General features: G+C 72.8%; 14 protein-coding genes. 9 read left to right on the forward strand and 5 right to left on the reverse strand.

Annotated features, from left to right (window positions below; all coding sequences use genetic code 11):
* Positions 1–44 precede the first annotated feature (44 nt).
* From ACZ4VL_RS14300 to ACZ4VL_RS14310, 3 genes are read left to right on the forward strand one after another with little or no spacing between them, the layout of a single operon-like run.
* Positions 45–1,769 carry a phosphatidylglycerol lysyltransferase domain-containing protein gene (locus ACZ4VL_RS14300; RefSeq protein WP_468199636.1) on the forward strand — a complete coding sequence of 575 codons (1,725 nt, stop codon included), beginning with the start codon at positions 45–47 and terminating at the stop codon, positions 1,767–1,769.
* On the forward strand, positions 1,766–2,503 hold the full coding sequence (locus tag ACZ4VL_RS14305; RefSeq protein WP_468199613.1) for a hypothetical protein: 738 nt from the start codon (positions 1,766–1,768) through the stop codon (positions 2,501–2,503). Before ACZ4VL_RS14300 ends, ACZ4VL_RS14305 begins: the two co-directional genes overlap by 4 nt.
* 55 nt (positions 2,504–2,558) lie before the next feature.
* The gene (locus ACZ4VL_RS14310) at positions 2,559–3,803 is read left to right on the forward strand and encodes a sensor histidine kinase (protein ID WP_468199615.1); all 1,245 of its coding nucleotides are present in this window, start codon (positions 2,559–2,561) and stop codon (positions 3,801–3,803) included.
* 39 nt (positions 3,804–3,842) lie between these two features.
* Here the strand turns inward: ACZ4VL_RS14310 and ACZ4VL_RS14315 are convergent, their stop codons facing one another.
* From ACZ4VL_RS14315 to ACZ4VL_RS14335, 5 genes are all read right to left on the reverse strand, one after another.
* Positions 3,843–4,652, reverse strand: coding sequence for an endo alpha-1,4 polygalactosaminidase (locus tag ACZ4VL_RS14315; protein ID WP_468199637.1), 810 nt, complete (start codon positions 4,650–4,652; stop codon positions 3,843–3,845).
* Positions 4,653–4,705: 53 nt separating this feature from the next.
* A complete protein-coding gene (locus ACZ4VL_RS14320; RefSeq protein ID WP_468199617.1) occupies positions 4,706–5,353 on the reverse strand; it encodes a spherulation-specific family 4 protein in 648 nt (215 codons plus the stop codon).
* 88 nt (positions 5,354–5,441) lie between these two features.
* Positions 5,442–7,031: a hypothetical protein gene (locus ACZ4VL_RS14325; RefSeq protein WP_468199618.1), complete on the reverse strand. Its 1,590-nt coding sequence runs from the start codon at positions 7,029–7,031 to the stop codon at positions 5,442–5,444.
* Entirely contained in the window at positions 7,028–8,575 is a 1,548-nt protein-coding gene (pelF, locus tag ACZ4VL_RS14330) for a GT4 family glycosyltransferase PelF (protein WP_468199619.1), read from the reverse strand. The genes ACZ4VL_RS14325 and pelF overlap by 4 nt, the downstream gene beginning before the upstream one ends.
* Positions 8,576–8,675: 100 nt before the next feature.
* The gene (locus tag ACZ4VL_RS14335) at positions 8,676–10,688 is read right to left on the reverse strand and encodes a hypothetical protein (RefSeq protein ID WP_468199620.1); all 2,013 of its coding nucleotides are present in this window, start codon (positions 10,686–10,688) and stop codon (positions 8,676–8,678) included.
* Between the two features lie 364 nt (positions 10,689–11,052).
* Between ACZ4VL_RS14335 and ACZ4VL_RS14340 the strand changes: the two genes are divergently transcribed.
* The 6 genes from ACZ4VL_RS14340 (at position 11,053) to ACZ4VL_RS14365 (ending at position 22,190) form a co-directional block, all read left to right on the forward strand.
* The gene (locus tag ACZ4VL_RS14340; protein WP_468199621.1) at positions 11,053–12,582 is read left to right on the forward strand and encodes a leucyl aminopeptidase; all 1,530 of its coding nucleotides are present in this window, start codon (positions 11,053–11,055) and stop codon (positions 12,580–12,582) included.
* 321 nt (positions 12,583–12,903) lie between these two features.
* Entirely contained in the window at positions 12,904–14,292 is a 1,389-nt protein-coding gene (gene lpdA / locus ACZ4VL_RS14345) for a dihydrolipoyl dehydrogenase (protein ID WP_361088487.1), read from the forward strand.
* 55 nt (positions 14,293–14,347) lie between these two features.
* Positions 14,348–16,144, forward strand: coding sequence for a 2-oxoglutarate dehydrogenase, E2 component, dihydrolipoamide succinyltransferase (sucB, locus tag ACZ4VL_RS14350; RefSeq protein ID WP_468199623.1), 1,797 nt, complete (start codon positions 14,348–14,350; stop codon positions 16,142–16,144).
* Between the two features lie 115 nt (positions 16,145–16,259).
* The gene (locus ACZ4VL_RS14355; protein ID WP_468199624.1) at positions 16,260–17,663 is read left to right on the forward strand and encodes a lipase/acyltransferase domain-containing protein; all 1,404 of its coding nucleotides are present in this window, start codon (positions 16,260–16,262) and stop codon (positions 17,661–17,663) included.
* A complete protein-coding gene (locus ACZ4VL_RS14360) occupies positions 17,656–21,528 on the forward strand; it encodes an AAA family ATPase (protein WP_468199626.1) in 3,873 nt (1,290 codons plus the stop codon). Before ACZ4VL_RS14355 ends, ACZ4VL_RS14360 begins: the two co-directional genes overlap by 8 nt.
* Positions 21,525–22,190, forward strand: a complete 666-nt coding sequence (locus ACZ4VL_RS14365) for a CHAT domain-containing protein (protein ID WP_468199627.1) — start codon at positions 21,525–21,527, stop codon at positions 22,188–22,190. Before ACZ4VL_RS14360 ends, ACZ4VL_RS14365 begins: the two co-directional genes overlap by 4 nt.
* Positions 22,191–22,228: the final 38 nt, after the last annotated feature.

The raw sequence follows: 22,228 nt of genomic DNA on the forward strand, positions 1-22,228 counted from the left end.
GCGGCCGCGGATCCGTCCGCTCCCGCCGCAGCGCCGCGTTCGCGGTGTGGTACCTGCGCGCCGTCACCTTCGTGAACTTCCTCAGCGCGGTCTGGGTGTCCCTCGGCCAGGACCTGCGCCGCCACAACACCGAGGACTTCTACACCCCGTACCTGCTCACGGCGGGCTTCGCGTCCGGCCTGTTCTCGCTGCTGCTCGCCGTCACCATGGGCCGGCGCAAGCGGGCCGCGTGGATCCTGAACCTGGTGCTGGCCGGACTGCTCCTGCTGGCCTTCGCCGTCGCCGCCTTCGCCCCGTGCACCGGCGGCGAGTTCGACGTCTGCTACCCGGAGTTCCGCGACCACACCCAGAACTGGGTGTCGCTCGTCCTGACCGCGTCGTTCGTCGGCGCCCTGCTGCTGGGCCGCAAGGAGTTCTACGCCAAGGGCGACCGCTCCAACCCCAAGCTGGCCACCGCCGTCGCCGCCGTCGGCCTGCTCGTCACCTCGCTGCTCGCCGCGCTGATCGTCGGCGCCGCCAACACCGACCCGGACGCCTCCGAGGCCACGTTCCTCGCCCGGTGGCGCTACGGCGCGATGCGCCTGATCACCCTGGACCCCGACGCCCGCGACTACGCGGCCATCACCACCCCCGCCTGGGTGGACGTCGTCATCAACGTCATGTCGATGGTGCTGCTGCTGGCGGTGCTGCTCGCCGCGTTCCGCTCCCGCCGGGCCGTGGACCCGATCACCGAGGAGGACGAGGAGAAGCTGCGGGCGCTGCTGGCCAGGCAGGGCGACCGCGACTCCCTCGGCTACTTCGCACTGCGCCGCGAGAAGTCCGTCATCTGGTCCCCCACCGGGAAGGCGGCCGTCACCTACCGCGTCGTCGGCGGTGTCTCCCTGGCCTCCGGCGACCCGATCGGCGACCCCGAGGCCTGGCCCGGCGCCATCGACCCGTGGCTGGCCGAGGCCCGCGAGCACGGCTGGGTGCCCGCCGTGATGGGCGCGAGCGAGGAGGCCGGGCAGATCTACGCCCGGCACGGCCTGGACGCGCTGGAGCTGGGCGACGAGGCGATCGTCGAGACCGCCGAGTTCACCCTGGAGGGCCGTGCGATGCGGACCGTCCGGCAGGCGTTCAACCGGGTCAAGCGGGCCGGCTACGGCGTCCGCATCCGCCGGCACGCCGACATCCCCGCCGAGGAGATGGCCGAGCTGGTGCGCCGCGCCGACGACTGGCGCGACGGCGCCACCGAGCGCGGCTTCTCCATGGCGCTGGGCCGCCTCGGCGACCCGGCCGACGGCCAGTGCGTGATGCTGGAGTGCACCGACGGCAACGGCGACCTGCGGGCGCTGCTGTCCTTCGTGCCGTGGGGCCCCAAGGGCCTGTCGCTGGACCTGATGCGCCGTGACCGCGACTCCGAGAACGGTCTGATGGAGTTCATGGTCATCGAACTCCTCGAACGCTCGAAGGAGATCGGCGTCACACAGGTCTCGCTCAACTTCGCGATGTTCCGCTCGGTCTTCGAACGGGGGTCCAAGTTGGGCGCGGGTCCGGTGCTGCGCATGTGGCGCTCGCTGCTCAGCTTCTTCTCCCGCTGGTGGCAGATCGAGTCCCTCTACCGGGCCAACGCCAAATACCGGCCGATCTGGGAGCCGCGGTTCATGCTCTTCGAGAAGAGCTCCGACCTGCTGCGGATCGGCATCGCCGCGGGCCGGGCCGAGGGCTTCCTGGAGGCTCCCGGGCTGCCTAAGTGGCTCAACCGCAGACATCTGGAGACCAATCGTTGACAGCGTGGACGACGGCCCCACTGCGGCGGTTCGCCCGCCGTGAGTGGGGGCCCCTGTGCGGGACCGTCCGGGAGGCCCTCGTCCGCGACCGCTGGCGGGCCCTCCCGATGACCTTGGGGGCCGTCTGCCTGACCTTCGTCTTCCAGATCGTCCAGAACACCTCCTGGGGGTTCCGGCCCGTCCAGAACCTCGGGTCGGTCAAGGCCACCGACCCGTTCTGGCTGGCCCTGCTGCGGACCCCGCTGTCGCTGTTCGTCCCCGCGCTGGACCTGCCCGTGTGGGGGGCCCTCGTCCAGATCCTGCTGGTGTTCGGGATCGCGGAGATCTGCATCGGCTGGTGGCGCACGCTGGCCTTCGGCTACGTCGCCACCCTCGCCGGGACCACGTACGCCCGGCTCGGGCTCGCGCTGGGGCCCGACCATCCCCTCGGCCTGCCGCTGTCCGACCGGGTCGTCAACGACACCGGCCCGTCGGCGGCGGTCGTGGGCCTCGCCCTCTACCTGTGCTGGCGCCACCGCGCGCACCTGACCGGCGCCCTGGTGGTCACCGCCATGATCGGCGAGGTGCTGGTCAAGGACAACCTGGCCGGCAAGGAGCACCTCGCGGCCATCGCCGCCGTCCTCGGCCTGTGCCTGGCCCTCGCCGCGCGGGGCCCGCAGCGCGCCGCCGCCCCGCCGCGGCGGCGCCCGCTGCCGCCCGCGGCCGCGCCCCCACGGCCCCGCCCGCACCGCTGACCCCGTTCTCCGGCGGCCGGACCACCCGGGCCGGAGCAGGCCGTACCGTATCGGGGTGACGACAGACCTCGGGCCGTTCCCCGCCACCCGGAGGTGGCTGCGGGCCCATCCGCTGGCCATCGACGCCGTCCTCGCGCTCGGGGCGCTCGTCGCAATGGTCCTCGGCTCGTTCGTCGACCCGCGCGGCCCGCACGGGCCGACCTTCGGCACCCGCACCCCCGATCCGCTGTCGCTGGTGCTGATGCTGCTGGCCGCGGCGGCCCTCGTCTTCCGGCGGCTGCGCACCCGTGCCGTGCTCGCCGCCACCGTCGGGCTGTCCGTGGTGGAACTCGCCTCCGGCGAACCCCGGGCGCCCGTCGCCATGGCCGCCGTGATCGCCCTGTACACGCTGGCCTCCCGCACCGACCGGCCCACCACCTGGCGCCTCGGCCTGCTGACCATGGCCGGCCTGACGGGCGTGGCCATGCTGGCCTCCGGCCCGCTGCCCTGGTACTCGCAGGAGAACGTCGGCGTGTTCGCCTGGACCGGCATGGCCGCGGCCGCGGGCGACGCGGTCCGCAGCCGGCGGGCCTTCGTCGACGCCATCCGGGAGCGGGCCGAGCGGGCGGAGCGGACCCGCGAGGAGGAGGCCCGGCGGCGGGTCGCCGAGGAACGGCTGCGGATCGCCCGCGATCTGCACGACGTGGTCGCCCACCACATCGCCCTGGTCAACGTGCAGGCCGGGGTGGCCGCGCACGTCATGGACAAGCGCCCCGACCAGGCCAAGGAGGCCCTGGCCCACGTACGGGACGCCAGCCGCTCGGCGCTGAACGAACTGCGCGCCACGGTCGGCCTGCTGCGCCAGTCCGGCGACCCGGAGGCGCCGACCGAGCCGGCCCCGGGGCTGGCCCGGCTCGACGAGCTGGTGGACACCTTCCGGCACGCGGGGCTGCCGGTGAAGGTGATGGTGGACCTGGACCCGGAGCCGAGCCGGGACGGCGGTCCGCTGCCGGCGGCCGTGGACCTGGCGGCGTACCGGGTCATCCAGGAGGCGCTGACCAACGTGCGCAAGCACGCCGGCCCGGGCGCCAGCGCCGAGGTCAGCGTGGTCCGGGTGGGCGCCTCCACCGAGGTCACCGTCCTCGACGACGGCGGCGGCAGCGGCTCCGACGCGGCCCCCTCCGCGGCGGCCGCCGAGGAGGGCGGCGGGCACGGGCTCCTCGGGATGCGGGAGCGGGCCGGCGCCCTGGGCGGCTCCTGCTTCGCCGGGCCCCGCTACGGCGGCGGCTACCGGGTGCACGTCGTCCTGCCCGTGAAGTGAGATGGGGTGCTGCGGGGCGTCGCGGGACGGGCGCGGGGCTCAGCAGGCCTTGCGCCAGGCCCCCAGCTCGTACTCCTTCTGCAGGGAGCTGAACTTCAGCTTCCGCGTGAGGCTGCAGAACCGGCTCGTCGGAAGCTCGTACTCGACGTGGAAGACGGCCTTCCCCGCCTTGACGAACGGGACCAGCTCCTGGCACTCCTCGTACTGGACGCACTGCTCGTTGACCGCGAAGTCGAAGTCGCCCACCAGCTGCGGGATCTGGTCCAGGTCGTTCTTCAGCCCGACCGCGAGCCCCCGGTCGTGGGCGAGCCGCGCGACCAGCCGGTTGTAGAGCAGTTGGTCCTCGGCGGTCAGCGGGAACCCGGTGTCGTTGGTGTAGCCGTCCATGTTGTCCGGTTCCACGGCGTCGAAGCCCTTGTCGCGGCACATGTCGATGCGCTTGGCCATCAGCGGCTCCAGCTCGGCGCGGCGCCGGACGTCCAGCCAGCGCTCGCCCTCCCAGCCGTTGCCCTTGCCGAGGAGCTCCGCGGGGAAGGCCGCCGCGTCGGGCCTGAAGTCCTCCCAGGCCCCCGTGGACAGGTAGCAGATGGTCCGGCGCCCGGCCCTCTTCAGCGTCTCGACCTGCTCCGCCGTCGTGGTGAAGCCGTCGACGTCGTACACGGGCGCCTCCACGGAGGTGTCGAGCTTCCCGGTGAGCTGCCACTGCCATCCGGTGCCGGGCCGCGGCTGCCAGCGCCCCTCCGGCGCGGGCGCCAGGCCCGGGTCCGGTTCCCCGCCGTCCGGCTCGGCGGTGCAGGCCGCCAGGAGCAGCAGCGGTACGAGCAGCAGCGCCGCCCCGAGCCGCCGCAGCGGACGCCTCCGCCGCGGGTGCCGGGGCGCCGGACCGGACGCCGCCGGGCCCCTCACCGCGCGTCCCGGAGCGCGTGCGGGAGGGTGCCCCAGGGGTGCGCGCCGGTTCCGGGGACCGCGCAGTGCACGGCGGCCCGCCGCTGCCGGGCGAGCTCGGCGGCGGGCGCGCCCGGCGGGACGGCGTACACGAGGTGGCAGAACCGGCCGGCGGGGTGGTCGGCGGTCCAGGAGGGCACGGCCGCGTCCCGGTAGGCGTCCCAGGGCCCTTCGAAGGTGACGAGGAGGTCGGCGAGTTCGGCGTAGCCGGGGTCCGGGTGGACGCCGTGGTTGAGGACGAGGGTGCGGGCGCCCGCGGCCCGGGCGGCGACGGCGAGCCGGCCGTAGTGGCCGAGCAGCGCCGGGTCGGGGGCGGCCTGGTCGAGGAAGGCCCCGTCGGCGCCGTACCAGTCGCGGTGGCGCAGCAGGTCCCGGACGACGTCGGCGTGGGGGCGGCGCCCGTAGTCGGTGTCGGTGTAGCCGAGGACGGGGACGCCGGCGTCGCGCAGCCGCTCGGCGACGACGGCGAACCGTGCGTCGCGGGCCTCGCCCGGCCCGCTGGCCGGGTTGAGGACCACCGAGTGGAGCCGGCCCGCGGAGCGGATCAGCAGCTCCCAGTCGTCGGGCCGGTCGTCGGGGTGCTCGTAGAGCGGCACCAGCAGCATGGGGTCCTTCTTCTCAGACGGGTCGGATCAGATCGGGTCAGGTCGGGGCGGGTCGTACGGGTCACGGGGAGGGCGTCCGCGGGCGCGGTCAGCGGTGTGCCGTCGCCCGGCCGAGGAACAGGCAGACCAGCGCGGCGAGGGCGGCCGCGGCCGTGCCCGCCACGACCAGCTGCACCAGCCGGGGCTGCCCCACCCCCAGCAGCAGGGCCAGGCTCTGCGCGACGGCCGCGCAGGCGCAGACGACGGAGGCGGCCCGGACCGCGCCGAAGGACTGCAGCAGCAGCCCGGTCCACATCACGCCGCCGAGCAGCAGCAGCGTCGCGACGCGGACCCCGGTCATGCCCGGCGCGCCGGGCCAGAACAGGGTTCCCACCACGCCGAGGACGAGCAGCACCGCCAGGTACACGGCCATGCAGCGGGCCAGCGTGCCGAGCATCCGCAGCCGGAACTGCCGGGGCGAGCGGGCCGCCCGCAGCCCGGCGAGGCTCCTGCTGCGGAACCGGTGGAGCAGCCACTCGGCGGGCCCCATGCTCAGCGTGAGCGCCACCGCGGAGGGCGCGGCGACGGCTTCGGCCGGGCCGCCGGCGAGGACCTCGCCGAGGGCGGCGTACAGCACCAGCAGGCCGGTACCGAGGCCGAACACCCCGTACGGGACGGACTCGCCGAGCCGGGGGCCGCGCGGCCCGTACTCCTCCTCGGCGCCGCGCAGCATCCGCCAGCGCACCGGACCGCCCGGACCGCCCGGCCCGCCCGGGAGCCGGCCGGGGCCCCGGCCGCGGCCCCGGCCGGGGCGCTGTTGCGACCGGTCGCGGATCCGCCGCGCGAGGGCCCGTACGCCCGGGACCAGCGGCAGTTCGCGCAGCGCCAGCGTGCAGGCGGCCAGCAGGGACACGAGGAGCAGGGCCACGCGCAGGGGCACGGGCAGGTCGGTGAGGAGCGCGAGGACGGCCCCCGCGGTCATGGGCGCGAGCGCGGCGACGAGCAGCCGCTCCCGGCCGAGGACCAGCAGGACGGTGGCGGCCCCGACGTACACGGCCTGCCCGGCGGCGAAGGCGTAGCTGAACGGCGGCCCGCCGGGGACGGTGAGCGCGGCGGCGATGCCGAGCAGGGCGCCGGTGGGGGCGCCGACGAGCAGGGTCCGCCCGGCGGCGGCCCGGTCGCCCAGGCCCAGCCAGGAGTAGGCGCGGTGGGACAGGGTCTGGTCCCACACCCAGCCGATGAGGGCTCCGGCGAGCAGGGTGAGGGTTCCGGCGGGCAGTCCGAGCCGGTCCGGCGGGCCCTCCAGCAGCGGTGCGCCGAGGACGTAGGCGAGGCCGGGCAGGGCGAAGATCACCCCGCGGAGGAGGCAGGCGGCGAGGGACACCTTCCAGGGATCGGTGCGCTCCTCCGGCTCGGGGAAGGCGCGCGGCACCCGGGTGTACAGCTGCTCGGCGAGGTCGAAGGAGTCGCGGCGGCCGTAGGTGAGCCGGATGTGCTCGTCGGTCATCCCGTCGGACTCCAGGATGGCGGCGATCTCGTCGGGGTGGACGGCGGCCGCGATGAACCCGTCGAGGCGCTCGGCGAGTTCGTCCATCGGGTCGGCCGCGGTGGGCTCGGCCCCCGCCGCGGTGCGGCGGGGGCGCGGGAGGGCGGGCAGGGTGTCGCCGCCGGGGACGCGCAGCCAGAGGGATCCGCTCACCACGGGCTCCCGTCGGCCGCGAGTTCCCGGTACCAGGGGTCGGCGAGCCGCTGGGTCCAGTGGTCGCCCTCGTGGACGGGCAGGACGGGCTGGCCGGCGAGTTCGCGGTAGATGTGCCGGAAGCCGTCCACGGACTGGTGGAGGGTGAACTTCTCGACGACCCGCTTGCGGGAGAGCCGGCCCAGCTCGCTGCGGCGCCGGTCGTCGCGGAGCAGGGCGAGTGCGGCGCGGGCCATGGTCTCGGGTTCGCGCGGCGGGACGACGAGGCCGGTGTCGCCGACGGCCTCGCGGACCCCGCCGACGTCGGTGGAGACGGTGGTCCGACCGCAGGACATGGCCTCGATGATGCTGAACGGGAAGCCCTCGCTGATGCTGGAGAGCATCACGATGCTGCCGGCGGCGTAGGCCTTGGCGACCTCCGCGATCCGGCCCTCGTAGGTGATCCCGTCCCCGACCCCGAGTTCGGCGGCGAGCTTCTCCAGGCGGAGCCGGTAGTCCTCGCAGCCGGCCGGGACGGGGCCGAACAGACGCAGCCGCAGGGCGGGCAGCTCGGCGCGCATGAACGCGTAGGCGCGGATGAGGGTTTCGAGGTCCTTGATCGGATCGATGCGGCCGCACCAGCTGAGGGTGGGCACCTCGGGTTCGGGGCCGGCCTCGGGGAAGGCGTACGGGTCGACGCCGTTGTAGACGGTGCGGATCCGGTCGGCGTCGGCTCCGCCCCGCTCCTCCCAGCGGCGGTTGTACTGGTTGCAGGGGGTGATCAGGTCGGCCTGCCGGTAGCCCTCGGAGTTGAGCTCGCGGTAGAAGCCGAGGACGAGGGCCTTGACGGGCCACCGCTCGGCGGCCCGGCGGTAGCCGAGGTAGCGCTCGCGCAGGTAGATGCCGTGCTCGGTGAGCAGGAACGGCACCCCTTCGAGGTGTTTGGCGGCGAGCGCGGGCAGGGTGGCGAGGCCGCTGCTGACGGCGTGGGCGACGCTGTCGGGCGGGATCCGTACGGCCAGCGGGCGCAGCGCGTGTTCCAGCAGGTCGGTGGCGGTGAGCGCGTCGTGGACGGTGGGTGCGGCGGCGGCCGTGGGCAGGTCCGGGCGGGTCCACACGGCCATCAGCAGGCGCAGGACCGTTTCGGAACGCAGGGCGTGGGCGAGCCGGCCGGAGCGGGCGAGCACGGCGAGTTCGCGCAGCGCCTCGGAGAACCCGCCGTGCCCGGGGGCGGGGGTTCGCCCGGCGGTGGCCGGCGGGGGGCCGAGCAAGGAGAGGAGGAAGGCCTCGTAGGTCTCGGTGAACCGGCGGTGCGCCTTGCCGCGCAGGGCCGTGCCGCGGCCGCGGCCGGGGGCGGGTCCCCACAGGGGGAAGGCGGTGTGCCGGTAGACGTTGCGCGGCAGTTCCCAGGTGACCGGCTCGCGGCCGGTACCGGTCAGGGCTATGACGTTGAAGTCGACCTCCGGCATGCCCCGCACCAGCTGGTCGCACCAGGTGCTGACTCCCCCGTGGACGTGCGGATAGGTTCCTTCGGTGAGCATGGTGACGTGACGCCCATGGCTCATTGCGGTATGTCCCCCCGGACTGTGATGTTGTGAGGCTCGCAGGGCTGCGGCCGAGCGGGGATCGGACCCGCTCGGCCGGTGGGATCGGGTGCGGCCGCGGTCAGCCCGGCAGGCGGAGCGTGACCGAGCTCTGGAGCAGCTCCGGGCCGGTCCAGGCCGAGCGGTTGCCGGCGTAGGCCGTGCCGAAGTCGGCCGTGCCCAGCAGGAGCTGCTTCTTGGTGCCGTTCGGCGCGGTGATCGGGGCGAGGACCCCGGAGGGGGCCTTCACGGTGACGGCGGTGCCGATCCGGTACGCGGTGACCCGGCCCGCGGCGAGCGCCTTGTCCCAGGCGGCGCGGCGGCCGAGTTCGGTGCCGATCTCCTTCGTGCTCTGGTTCACGATCGGCGTGTTGGGCGCGTAGAGGGTGCGGTAGGTGTCGAGGACCCGGTCCAGGACGGGGTAGAGGGTGCGGTCCTCGGCGAGGTTGGACTGGTGGACGTAGTGCGGGCGCGGGTCGTTGGCCAGGACGTGCCGCAGGGCGGTGCGGGCCTCGGCCGGCACGATCTGTTCGAGGTATCCGGTGGCGGTGTCGAGGGGGGCGGGCAGGCAGGTGGAGGTCGCCGGGTTGTCCTCGCAGATGCCGCTGCCGCCCTGGGCGCGGCTGGTGTAGAGCCAGTTGTACTCGTCGGCCATCTCCGCGTTGGTGCCCGTGTTGTAGTACACGTTCATCGGGTGGCGGGGGACGGTCTGCGCGGCGCCGACCGGCCGCTGCGCGGGCTCGCGCGAGTTGTCGCTGCCGACCCACTTCACCCCGTTGTCGGCGAGCGCGCCCGCGAGGTTGGGGTTGTCCTGGCCCTGCTGCGGGAGGGTCTTCAGGCCGGAGTGCTCGCCGGTGACGAGCTCGGTGCGGTCGACGCTGATGCCCTTGGACGTCGCCCAGTTGACGTTGTCGCGGATCTGGGCGGAGATCTCGGCGCGACTCATCCAGGTGACGGCGCCGCTCGCGTTCTTGACGCAGGTCCAGGGGACGGTGGTGGTGTCCTGGGTGCAGCCGAGGAACGGGTGGGTGTAGGTGTGGTTGAGCCAGCGGTACTTGGCCCGGTCCGCGACGAGTTGTGCGGTGAGGGCGTCGGTCCCGCCGTTCTCGGCCTTCCACTCCTCGCCGGCGCCGCCGTTGAAGAGCATGTCGAGCTTGAAGTCCTTGGCCTGCTGCCACTGCGCCGCGTACTGGGCGTCGGCGGCGGACATCCGGATGGTGCTCTCCTTGCCCTCGCCGCCCGCGCAGGCGTAGTCGCCGGGGGTGCAGTCGAGCTCCTTGTTCCAGCGGGCGTCCGGGGCGAAGACGTCGTCGACGTGGACCGCGAACCAGCTGCGGCTCTGGCCGAGGTGCACGCCCTGGGTCAGCCAGTCGACGATGCCGCGGGCGAGCAGCCGGAACTGCTGCTGGTACTGGTTGTAGCCGAAGGTGACGACCAGTTCGCTGCGGCCGTCGTGGGCGTATTCGCCGACCAGCGAGGCGCGGCCGGAGCCGACGGGCGCGTCCACGTAGCTGGTGTAGCCGGCCCGCGGCCTGCCCATGAAGCCGTAGCTCTCGGGGACCAGGGCGGAGTTGTCCTCGAAGGCGACCTGGCCGCCGAGGTAGCCGAAGGGGCCCGCCTTGCCGGCGGCCGTGACGGCCGCCTGCGTGCCGTCGAGCTGGCCGCTGTAGCCGCCGTTGTCGGTGTACTCCAGGCCCACGCCCGGGTGGGCCCAGGTGTAGGCGTCGACCTGGCGGATCCCGTACGCGGTCTCGTACGCGACGAGCGCCGCCATCTCGGCCGAGCCCTCCCCGAACGGGTTCTCGTTCGGCAGCACGACGCCCTGGTACTTCGCGCGCGGCCGGCCGTCGACGACGTCGCTGAGGAACGCGGCGTCGATCACCGGGCGACCGCTGCTGCCCAGCTGGACGCGCGTGTAGGGCACCCCCGTGTCGCGGAGCTCGGCGGTGATCGCCTCCACCGAGCTGCCGCCGTCGTCGACGACGAGGACTTTCAGGTCGATGCGCGGTGTGGCGGCGGCAGCCTGGGCGGACGCGCCGGGCAATGCCACGGATACCAGCGCTGCGACGGCCATTGCGGCCGCAACCCTGTTCATCCGGCTTTTGTTGACCATTTCGGCCTTTCCCCCCGCAGGCACTCTCGACTACGGCCCTTGGCGGTAGGCCGGGCCGAGGAGGCTCTGTGGAAATCATGCAAAGGGACCCCGCGTCCCCTTGCGAGAGTGGCTCGAGTCTCGCGGACCCCGTCAGGTCTAACGGGCAAACCTGGAACAGAGACCACAGATGGGTGAACCCGCGAGCGGCCGAGTCGAACAACTTGCCAAACCCTGGAATGGCGTACGGTCGAGCCGCTGAGCGTAGGCTCATTTCTGGCGGCCGTTCGGGCCGGAATACGATCGCTCCGGATGGCCGTTCCACCCACTCGGCCCACAACACAAACGGAAGCGAGACTTCACCACCGTGACTGCTCTGACTCTCAGCACTGCCGGCGCGGCGACGCTGCGCGCCGACGCCCTCGTGGTCGGCGTCGCGAAGGGCCCGAAGGGTCCCGTCGTGGCACCGGGCGCCGAGGCCGTGGACAACGCGTACGACGGGAAGCTCGCCGCCGTGCTCGACGCCCTGGGCGCCTCCGGCGCCGAAGGCGAGACCACCAAGCTGCCGGCCCCGGACGGCCTCAAGGTCCCGGTCGTGCTGACGGTCGGCCTCGGCCCGGTGCCGGGCGACGAGGAGTCCTACGACGAGGAGGCGCTGCGCCGCGCCGCCGGCGCCGCCGCCCGCGCACTGCACGGCAGCAAGAAGGCCGCCTTCGCGCTCCCCCTCGAGGACGCCTCCGCCGTCACCGCGGTCGCCGAGGGCGCACTGCTCGGCGCGTACGCCTTCACCGCCTACCAGGGCGGCGAGAAGAAGGCCGCCAAGAACGGCGGCCCGAAGCTCCCGCTCGCCGAGGTGGCCCTGCTCGGCGCCAAGCCGCGCGACAAGGAGCACAAGGCCGCGGCCGAGCGCGCCGTCGTCGTCGCGTCCGAGGTCAACACCGCCCGCGACCTGATCAACACCCCGCCGAACGACCTCACCCCGGCCTCCTTCGCCGCCATCGCCTCGACGACCGGCAAGGAGCACGGCCTCAAGGTCCAGGTCCTGGACGAGAAGGCGCTGGTCAAGGGCGGCTACGGCGGCATCATGGGCGTCGGCAAGGGCTCCGAGAACCCGCCGCGCCTGGTGAAGATCGCCTACACCCACCCGGACGCCGAGAAGCACCTCGCGTTCGTCGGCAAGGGCATCACCTACGACTCGGGCGGCATCTCCCTGAAGCCGGCCGGCCACAACGAGACCATGAAGTGCGACATGTCCGGCGCCGCCGCCGTCTTCGCCGCCGTGGTCGCCGTGGCCCGCCTGGGCCTGGCCGTCAACGTCACCGGCTGGCTCGCGCTCGCCGAGAACATGCCGTCGGGCTCCGCGACCCGTCCCGGCGACGTGCTGCGCATGTACAGCGGCAAGACCGTCGAGGTCCTCAACACCGACGCCGAGGGCCGCCTCGTCCTGGCCGACGCCCTGACCAAGGCCTCCGAGGAGAACCCGGACGCGATCGTCGACGTCGCCACCCTGACCGGCGCGATGGTGCTGGCGCTGGGCCACCGCACCTTCGGCGTCATGGCCAACGACGACGCCTTCCGCACGTCGGTCCACGAGATCGCCGAGGAGGTCGGCGAGAGCTCCTGGCCGATGCCGCTCCCCGCCGACCTGCGCAAGGGCATGGACTCCCCCACCGCCGACATCGCCAACATGGGCGAGCGCATGGGCGGCGGCCTGGTGGCCGGTCTCTTCCTGCAGGAGTTCATCGGCGACGGCATCACCTGGGCGCACCTGGACATCGCGGGCCCGGCCTTCCACGAGGGCGCCCCGTACGGCTACACCCCCAAGGGCGGCACCGGCTCCTCGGTGCGCACCCTGGTGCGGCTGGCCGAGCGCACCGCCACCGGCGACCTGGGCTGAGGCCGCCGCCGCGCCCGGCGCGGTGTGACGCTTGACATGTGACGCACAACGCACCCCCGGCCCCTTGAGCGCGACCCGACAAGGGGCCGGGTGTTCACCCACAACGAAATCCGTAGGTTTCTACGCTTCGGTAACCCCTGCTTCCGGCAGAACGACCCGTCGCAGTCCGGGCCCGGCGTCCCGTGTTCCCGCGACAAATGCGAAGATGGGTTCTCGGCAGGACAGGGCCCACCACAGGGCCGAAGAAACAAGCGGCCGAACACCAGCCGCCGCCCGGTCACAGAGGACCGGTGCCCGGCGCACATGCATGGAGGACGTGACGTGGCGAACGACGCCAGCACCGTTTTCGACCTAGTGATCCTCGGCGGTGGCAGTGGCGGCTACGCCGCGGCCCTGCGCGCTGCCCAGCTGGGTCTGGACGTTGCCCTGATCGAGAAGAACAAGCTCGGCGGCACCTGCCTGCACAACGGCTGCATCCCCACCAAGGCTCTGCTGCACGCGGGCGAGATCGCGGACCAGGCGCGCGAGGCCGCGCAGTTCGGCGTGAAGACCTCCTTCGAGGGCATCGACATCGCCGGTGTGCACAAGTACAAGGACGACGTGATCGCCGGCCTGTACAAGGGCCTGCAGGGCCTGGTCGCCTCCCGCAAGGTGACCTACATCGAGGGTGAGGGCCGCCTGTCCTCCCCGACCTCGGTCGACGTGAACGGGCAGCGCATCCAGGGCCGCCACGTCCTGCTGGCGACCGGCTCCGTGCCGAAGTCGCTCCCGGGCCTGACCATCGACGGCAACCGGATCATCTCCTCCGACCACGCGCTGGTCCTGGACCGCGTCCCGCAGTCGGCGATCATCCTCGGCGGCGGCGTGATCGGCGTCGAGTTCGCCTCGGCGTGGAAGTCCTTCGGCACCGACGTCACCATCATCGAGGGCCTGAAGCACCTCGTCCCGGTCGAGGACGAGAACAGCTCCAAGATCCTCGAGCGCTCCTTCCGCAAGCGCGGCATCAAGTTCAACCTCGGCACCTTCTTCGACAAGGCCGAGTACACCGAGAACGGCGTCCGGGTCACCCTGGCCGACGGCAAGACCTTCGAGGCCGAGGTGCTGCTGGTCGCCATCGGCCGCGGTCCGGTCTCCCAGGGCCTGGGCTACGAGGAGCAGGGCGTCGCGATGGACCGCGGCTACGTCCTGGTCGACGAGTACATGCAGACCAACGTGCCGACCATCTCGGCCGTCGGTGACCTCGTCCCGACCCTGCAGCTCGCGCACGTCGGCTTCGCCGAGGGCATCCTGGTCGCGGAGCGCCTGGCCGGGCTGAAGGTCGTCCCGATCGACTACGACGGCGTGCCGCGCGTGACCTACTGCCACCCCGAGGTCGCCTCCGTCGGCATCACCGAGGCCAAGGCCAAGGAGATCTACGGTGCGGACAAGGTCGTGGCCCTGAAGTACAACCTGGCGGGCAACGGCAAGAGCAAGATCCTGAAGACCGCGGGCGAGATCAAGCTCGTCCAGGTCAAGGACGGTGCCGTGGTCGGCGTCCACATGGTCGGTGACCGGATGGGCGAGCAGGTCGGCGAGGCCCAGCTGATCTACAACTGGGAGGCCCTGCCGGCCGAGGTCGCGCAGCTCATCCACGCGCACCCGACCCAGAACGAGGCGCTCGGCGAGGCCCACCTGGCCCTGGCCGGCAAGCCGCTGCACGCACACGACTAATCAGTCACGGGCGCGACGACCACAACCGCACCATTCGTAAGGAGCAACTGAAACCATGGCGGTTTCCGTAACCCTTCCGGCGCTCGGCGAGAGCGTCACCGAGGGCACTGTCACCCGCTGGCTGAAGGCCGAGGGCGAGCGCGTCGAGGCCGACGAGCCGCTGCTCGAGGTCTCGACCGACAAGGTCGACACCGAGATCCCCTCCCCCGTGTCCGGCATCCTGGCCTCCATCAAGGTCGCTGAGGACGAGACCGTCGAGGTCGGCGCCGAGCTGGCCGTCATCGACGACGGCTCCGGCGCCCCGGCTGCCGCCCCGGCGCCGGCCGTCGAGACGGTCGCCGCTCCGGCTGCCGCCCCGGCCCCGGTCGCCGAGGCGCCTGCCGCTGCCCCGGCCCCCGTCGCCGAGGCCCCCGCCGCCGCTGCCCCGGCCGCGTCCGGCACCGACGTCGTGCTGCCCGCCCTGGGCGAGTCCGTCACCGAGGGCACCGTCACCCGCTGGCTGAAGGCCGTCGGCGAGACGGTCGAGGCCGACGAGCCGCTGCTCGAGGTCTCCACCGACAAGGTCGACACCGAGATCCCCGCGCCGGTCTCCGGCACGCTGCTCGAGATCCTGGTCGGCGAGGACGAGACCGCCGAGGTCGGCGCCCGTCTGGCCGTCATCGGCGTCGCGGGCGCTGCCCCGGCCGCCGCCCCGGCTCCGGCCGCTCCGGCCCCGGCTGCCGCTCCGGCCCCGGCCGCTGCTCCGGCTCCGGCCGCTGCTCCGGCTCCGGCCGCTCCGGCTCCGGCTGCTCCGGCGCCCGCCCCGGTGGCTCCGGCCGCTCCGGTCGCCGCCCCGGCGCCGGTCCAGGCCGCCGCCCCGGTCGCCGCTCCGGCTCCGGTCGCCCCGGCCGCTCCCGTCGCGCCGGCGGCTCCCGCCGGTGACGAGGGCGCGTACGTGACCCCGCTGGTCCGCAAGCTGGCCTCCGAGGCCGGCGTCAACCTGAACACGGTCACGGGCACCGGCGTCGGTGGCCGTATCCGCAAGCAGGACGTCCTGGCCGCCGCCGAGGCCGCCAAGGCCGCGGCCGCCGCCCCGGCGCCGGCCGCCGCTGCTGCTCCGGCCGCTCCGGCCGCTGCCGCCGCGGTGTCCGAGCTGCGCGGTCAGACGGTCAAGATGACCCGCATGCGCAAGGTCATCGGCGACAACATGATGAAGGCCCTGCACTCGCAGGCGCAGCTGTCGTCCGTGGTCGAGGTGGACGTCACCAAGATCATGAAGCTGCGCGAGAAGGCCAAGGCCGGCTTCCTCGCCCGCGAGGGCGTCAAGCTGTCCCCGATGCCGTTCTTCGTCAAGGCCGCGGCCCAGGCGCTGAAGGCCCACGCGGTCGTCAACGCCCGGATCAACGAGGACGAGGGCACCATCACCTACTTCGACTCGGAGAACATCGGCATCGCCGTGGACTCCGAGAAGGGCCTGATGACCCCGGTCATCAAGGGTGCCGGTGACCTCAACCTGGCCGGTATCGCCAAGGCGACCGCCGACCTGGCCGGCAAGGTCCGCAGCAACAAGATCACCCCGGACGAGCTGTCCGGCGCGACCTTCACCATCAGCAACACCGGCTCCCGCGGCGCCCTGTTCGACACGGTCATCGTGCCGCCGAACCAGGTCGCGATCCTGGGCATCGGTGCCACGGTGAAGCGCCCGGTGGTCATGGAGACCGCCGAGGGCACCGTGATCGGCGCCCGCGACATGACGTACCTGACCCTGTCCTACGACCACCGCCTGGTGGACGGCGCGGACGCGGCCCGGTACCTCTCGGCCGTGAAGGCGATCCTGGAGGCCGGCGAGTTCGAGGTCGAGCTCGGCCTGTAAGGCCCCCGCTGCCCGTCGGCAGTAACCCGTACGGCGCCCTTGTCCGGATTCCACTCCGGGCGGGGGCGCCGTCGTCATACCCTGCCCGTCCTGGAACGTCCGACGGGGGGCTTGTATGTCGCGCACACGGGTAACCGATCTTGTCGTGGTCCTGCCGGGAATCATGGGCAGCCGCCTCGCGGACGCCGTCGGCAGACCCGTCTGGGACCTCTCGGGCGGCGCCCTGTGGCGCGGCCTGCGCCTCCTCGGCCCCTCGCTGGCCGGCCTCCAGGTCCCGAAGGACACGGGCGACGACCACCCGGGCGACGGGATCGTCCCCGTCGGCCTGATGCCGGACGTCCACGCCATCCCCGGCATCTGGCACCCGGTCGACGGCTACACGGACCTGCTGGGCTGGCTGGAACGCGAGTTCACCCTCACGCGCGACGACAACCTGATCCCGTTCCCGTACGACTGGCGCCTGTCCTGCCGCTGGAACGCGGAACGCCTGAAGGAGGCGGTGGCCCCGGCCCTGGCCCGTTGGCAGGAATCCGCCCCGGAACGCCGCGACGCCCGCGTCGTCTTCGTCTGCCACTCCATGGGCGGCCTGGTCGCCCGCCACTACGTGGAACGCCTCGGCGGCCACGAGGTCACCCGCCGCCTGGTCACCCTCGGCACGCCGCACCGCGGCTCCCTCACCGCCCTGGCCCACCTGGTGAACGGCCTCCGCAAGGGCTGGGGACCGCTCGGCATCGACCTGACCGCCTTCGCCCGCAGCCTCCCGTCCCTGCACCAGCTCACCCCGGACTACGCGTGCGTGACCGCCCCCGGCGGCCTCGCCTACGCCCGCGACCTCCCGAACCTCCCCGGCGTCGACCCGAACCTCCTCGCGGACGCGGCCGCCTTCCACGCGGACCTCCGCGACGCGGCAGCAAGGCGCACGGCCCCCGTCCCCCTCCACGCCATCACGGGCATCCGCCAGCCCACCCACACCACGGCAGACCTGACGGGCAACACCCTGACCCCCCTCTGGCTGATCAGCGGCACCGACGAACGGGGCGACGGCACCGTCCCCCGCCTCGCGGCCCGTCCCGCGAACGCCGACCTCTCCGGCTACACGGTCGACGAGGCCCACACCCCCTGCGAGCAGCACGGCGCCCTCCAGAACAACCAGGGCGTCCGCGACGCCCTGGCCGGCCTCCTCGGCCAGGCCCGCCCCTTCCACCGCGGCGAGGAGGACGAGGCCGTCCCGCTGAGCGTCCTCGCCCCGTCCTTCCTGCCGCCCGGCGACCCGTACGAGGTCGCGGTCACGATCCCCGCCGACACCCCGGACCACGACTCCCTCCACCTCACCGCGGACCTCCGCCCGGCGACGGGCGCGGACCCCGCCTCCCGCACCCTCCGCAATCTGGGCGAGGGCCGCTACACGGCCACCTTCCCGGCCCCGGACCCGGGCGCGTATCGCCTGGCGGTCCGCGTCACGGCCCGCGCGGAGACGAAGGTGACGGCCCTGACCCTGGTCGGGGGCACGAATGTCTGAGAACGACCCCGAAGTCCGCGGAACGGCCCTCGGCATCGTCGTAGAGCACTACGGGAACCCGAAGTTCCGCACCCTGACGGGCGCCACGGCCCAAATGGAGGAGCTGTGCACCCTCCTGGAAGCCCGCGGCTACACGCCCACGGTCCTCCGGGACCCGAAGAGGGCTGCGCTCTGGGATGAGGCAAAAGGCTGGGCGAGGGAGTGGAGTGAGACGGGCGGGCACGGCCCAGCGGTCATCTTGTGGTCCGGACATGGTGAGCTGGACGGTCAGGAGCTACGTCTGGTCATGCCGGACACCGACAATCCGAAGCTCGCGAGCGATACAAATTCGGCCAATCTCCTGGCGGACGCGGCGATGCTCAGCAAAGCGGACCAGACGCTGCTGATCATCGACACGTGCCACGCGGGCGCGGGAGTGATCGAGTCCCTCCAGAGCGCGGCGAACAGGCTCTCCGAGCGGAACCTCCCCCCGAACCGGTCCTCGTGGCTCGGGGTGATCGCGAGCTGCCGCCCCCAGGAGAAGGCGGAGGCGGACGGCGTCCTCCTGAAGACGCTGGCCCTGGTACTGCGCGAAGGCCCGCAGACGAACCGGTACCGCCACGAGTGGAGCTCCCGCAACAGCCAGGTCACGGGGTCCACGGTCATCAACACAGTGATCGCTGCGTGGCCTCAGGAGGTCGGCCACCAGCCCTGGCCGGCCATGTTCGGCAGCGACCGGCCGATGTTCAACAACCCGCGATGGCGGGCCGCCACGGAACCGGAGCTGGTGGAACACCTCGTCCAGGCGAGCCGCGGGGCGCCCCTCACAGACGAAGGCTGGTTCTTCAGCGGCCGCCGCCGCGTCCTGGGCAAGATCACAGCATGGCTGGAGGCACGTCGCCCCGGCCTCTTCCTGGTCACGGGCAGCGCCGGCAGCGGCAAGTCGGCGGTCCTGGGCCGTATCGCCACGCTGTCCGACCCGAAGCACCGGGCGGACATCCTGCTCCACGCCCCGCTGGCCGCCGAGGACCCGGACCCGGGCGGAAACTCGGTGGACGTCTCGCTCCACCTGCGGGGCTACACGGTGCAGCAACTGGCCGACGCCCTCGCGGACCGCCTCGCCCTGCCCTCCCCCGAGACCCCGGCCGCCTTGATCGCCGAGGTGGAGAAGGCCTGGCCGAGCCCCGACCGGCTCGCCCTCGCAGCGTCCCGGACACCCGACGCTCTGACGACCGAGACGGGGAAGGCCGGGCCGGAACCCGGCCGCCGCAGGGTACCGGTCCTGGTCCTGGACGGCTTGGACGAGGCGGCTCCCAACGAGGCGCACCCCATGGTCGAGCAGCTCCTGGCCCCCCTCAGCCGCCTGACCTGCGTCCTCCTGGGCTCCCGGGACCGCTCGTTCAGTCCCCGGCAGGCTCCGCAGGAGCCTCTGGCCCGGGCGGTGAGCCGTCTGCTGGACGTCCGGGCCCAGGCATCCGACCTGGACGACGAGTCCGACACCGCGGACGACATCCGCGAGTACTGCCGCCGCCGACTCCTGTCGCGCGCGCTGCCCGAGGCCGAGGCGGCCCAGGCGGCCGATCTCATCGCGAGCCGCGCATCCGCCCATGCGGGCGGCTTCCTCTTCGCCAGGATGGCGTCGGATTCCCTGATCCGGCGATCCGCAGCGTCAGAACCTACGGACTGGGCCCACGCGATACCCACCTCGATCAGCGCAGCATTCTCCGAAGACCTGAGGGAGGGCCCTAAGCGCAAACGGGATGGAGTGCTCCTGCCCCACGCGGCCCAGCACCTCCTGACCGCCCTGGCATGGAGTCTCTCGAACGGCATGCCGGCGCGGGGAGTCTGGGAGGCCGCAGCCTCGTCCCTCAGCTCGGACGGGACGGAGTACGGCCCCGAGGACGTGGACTGGCTCCTGAACGCGTACGGCCGCTACGTCGTGGAGGACACGGACGGCACCCAGGCGGTCTACCGCCTCTACCACCGCGAGTTCATCACCCACCTGCGGAACACGGCGGAGGGATCCGACCCGGCATACCGCGTGGCACGAGCACTGGTCGACCTCCTGCGAAGCCAAACCGACGACGCAACGGCGATGGACAACGCGAACCCTTACGTGCGGAGTGCCCTGGCACCGCATGCAGCCATGGCCGGCAGCCGCGGAATCGCACTGATCCGTGAGCTCGTCGACCTACGCGAGGACACGTTCCGCCCGGATCTCGCGTACGTGCTCGGCCATATGGCAACAAGACGTCAACGAGCCGGCAGGCGCCTTGAGGCACTCGCGCTGTCGCAGGAGGCCTCGGACCTTTACCGATCCCTGTCGAACGGCAACCCGGCCGCCTACCTCCCCAACCTCGCCACGTCCCTCAACAACCTCGCCGCTTTCCAGGCCGAGACCGGGAACCGGCAGGACGCACTTACCACCATCACCGAAGCCGCCCACCTCTACCGCACCCTCGCAACCGACAACCCCGCCGCCTACCTACCCGACCTCGCCATGTCCCTCAACAACCTCGCCACCTCCCAGGCCGAGACCGGGAACCGACAGGGCGCACTCACCACCATCACCGAAGCCGCCGACCTCTACCGCACCCTCGCAGCCGACAACCCCGCCGCCTACCTACCCGACCTCGCCACGTCCCTCAACAACCTCGCCAACCGCCAGGCCGAGACCGGGAACCGACAAGGCGCACTCACCACCATCACCGAAGCCGTCACCATCCGGCGTGCCCTCGCAGCCGACAACCCCGCCGCCTACCTCCCCGACCTCGCCACGTCCCTCAACAACCTCGCGCGCATGGCGACAACGCAGGAGGCACTGGTCGCCTATGTCGCGGCAGAGAGGGACCTCGCGGTGCACCCAGAGGCAGCCGACTACATCGCCGTCGAGCGCGCAAGGTTGGAGATCGCCGGAGCGGACCCCGCTTCCGGCATCCGCGCCCTCATCTCCATCGCAGGCGGTCGAACGTCAAACGGACAAGCTGATTTCGCCGCCTTCCGTGCCCGACACGCTCTCCGCGCCCATATCGAGGAAGATGACTCACACGCATCCCAGGTCATCGTTTTGTGGCGTGATACGGCTGGCTCCGAGCCCCCGCCCTGGCTGACGCTCCCCCAAAGCGCACTGGACCTGGCCGTCGAGTGGATCAACTGCCCCAGCTGGGCTGCGTCCCGTGCCTTCTGGGACGACCATGCCGAAGACCTCCGGTCGCCCGAGACCGCGGTGGCCCTGGAGGAGCTCGCCCTGGTGAGTGACGCGGCTGATGAGCACCTCCGGATCGCGCGCAATGCGGAGGCCGCCGACCCGGACGATGCCTTCCGCCCCTACATCACCGGAGAGCTCCTCGACGCCTGGGCCGGGCTCTCCACCTGGGAGGAGTCCGAGAACTTCCTCAGCGATCACGCGGCAGTGCTTCTCCATGAGCAAGCCCTCACACTGCTCGCATCCGACCTGGAATCGGCCCAGTCGGCCGTGCATTTCGCACTGGTCAGCCTTGCCCGCGTGGACGGGATCCCGGCCGCCTTCCGGTACGTCGAGGACCGGCCGGCCGTGCACGAGCGGCTCCGGCAGCTCATGGCCGACCCCGGTCTGGATCCTGGTCTGCTGCGCGCGCTCGCCCTGCTGGAGTGCTTCGTCTACCGGGACGCCTTCACCGGCACGGTCCATCTCGCCCTGGCCTCGGTCCTGGCCGGCTCCCCGCCGGCTCCCGCCGCCTGGCCCGCCGCCGAGCCCGCCGACCGGGACCGGGTGATCTCCGAGATCGCTTCGCTGATCGGGCGGCACCCCCGGCATGCGGCGGCCCTGAGCAGCCTGATCCAGCAGATCCTCGCCGCGGCGGCGGACGGAGCCGTAGGTCTGCCGGAACGGACAGCCCCCGCGTGACCTCCCCCCGGATCCCCGCCGCCCCCGACGCCGGGGCGGAGTTCCGGGAGATCCGGATCAGCGTCGACGGGGCCCGGTACCGGGATGCGGTGGTGCTGGAGGCGTTGCAGGCCGCGCGGCTGCCGGACGTGACGGCGCGGCTGATCCGGGAGATGCCGGCGGTGCTGCACTTCTCGGCGCGGGGGACGCCGGACGGGGGCGGGCTGCGGTTCCTCACCGACGACGGGGGTGAGGCGCCGGTACGGGACCGGGGGCTGGCGAAGCTGTTGTGCGAGTTCGTCGGGGACGGGCTGCGGGTGGTGGTGCTGAACGCCTGTTGGACGTCGGAGCCGGCCGGGATGCTGGTGGAGGCGGTGCCGTGCGTGATCGGGACGGCCGGGCCGATCCGGGACCGGGAGTGCCGTGCGTACTCCCGTACGCTCTACAGTTCGCTGGCCCACGGCCGTTCCGTCGGCCAGTCGCACCGGATAGCCGTGCACGAGGCCGAGGCCTGCGGTGCGGACGCCGCCTTCCTGCCCGCGCTCGTGTCGTCCCCCGCCACGATCCCCGATGCGGTGCACCTGATCGGCCCGGAGTTCCGGTCCCCGCCGGTGCGGACTCCGGTCAAGCCGCTTGGGGGTGCGCCGACATGGCTGCGGTTCGCGCGGAAGCGGCGGCTGTAACCAGCCTCACCCGGCGGCCCTGTGTACGGACGCTCCCG

The sequence above is a fragment of the Streptomyces sp. NPDC029014 genome, from assembly GCF_055564695.1.

What these genes read in the sequence shown, in the direction of transcription:
- ACZ4VL_RS14320 (WP_468199617.1), bottom strand. Translation starts at nt 5,353, where the DNA reads ATGCTGCTGGTGCCGCTCTACGAGCACCCCGACGACCGGCCCGACGAC.
- pelF (WP_468199619.1), bottom strand. Translation starts at nt 8,575, where the DNA reads ATGAGCCATGGGCGTCACGTCACCATGCTCACCGAAGGAACCTATCCG.
- ACZ4VL_RS14355 (WP_468199624.1), top strand. Translation starts at nt 16,260, where the DNA reads ATGTCGCGCACACGGGTAACCGATCTTGTCGTGGTCCTGCCGGGAATC.
- ACZ4VL_RS14335 (WP_468199620.1), bottom strand. Translation starts at nt 10,688, where the DNA reads ATGAACAGGGTTGCGGCCGCAATGGCCGTCGCAGCGCTGGTATCCGTG.
- sucB (WP_468199623.1), top strand. Translation starts at nt 14,348, where the DNA reads ATGGCGGTTTCCGTAACCCTTCCGGCGCTCGGCGAGAGCGTCACCGAG.
- ACZ4VL_RS14360 (WP_468199626.1), top strand. Translation starts at nt 17,656, where the DNA reads ATGTCTGAGAACGACCCCGAAGTCCGCGGAACGGCCCTCGGCATCGTC.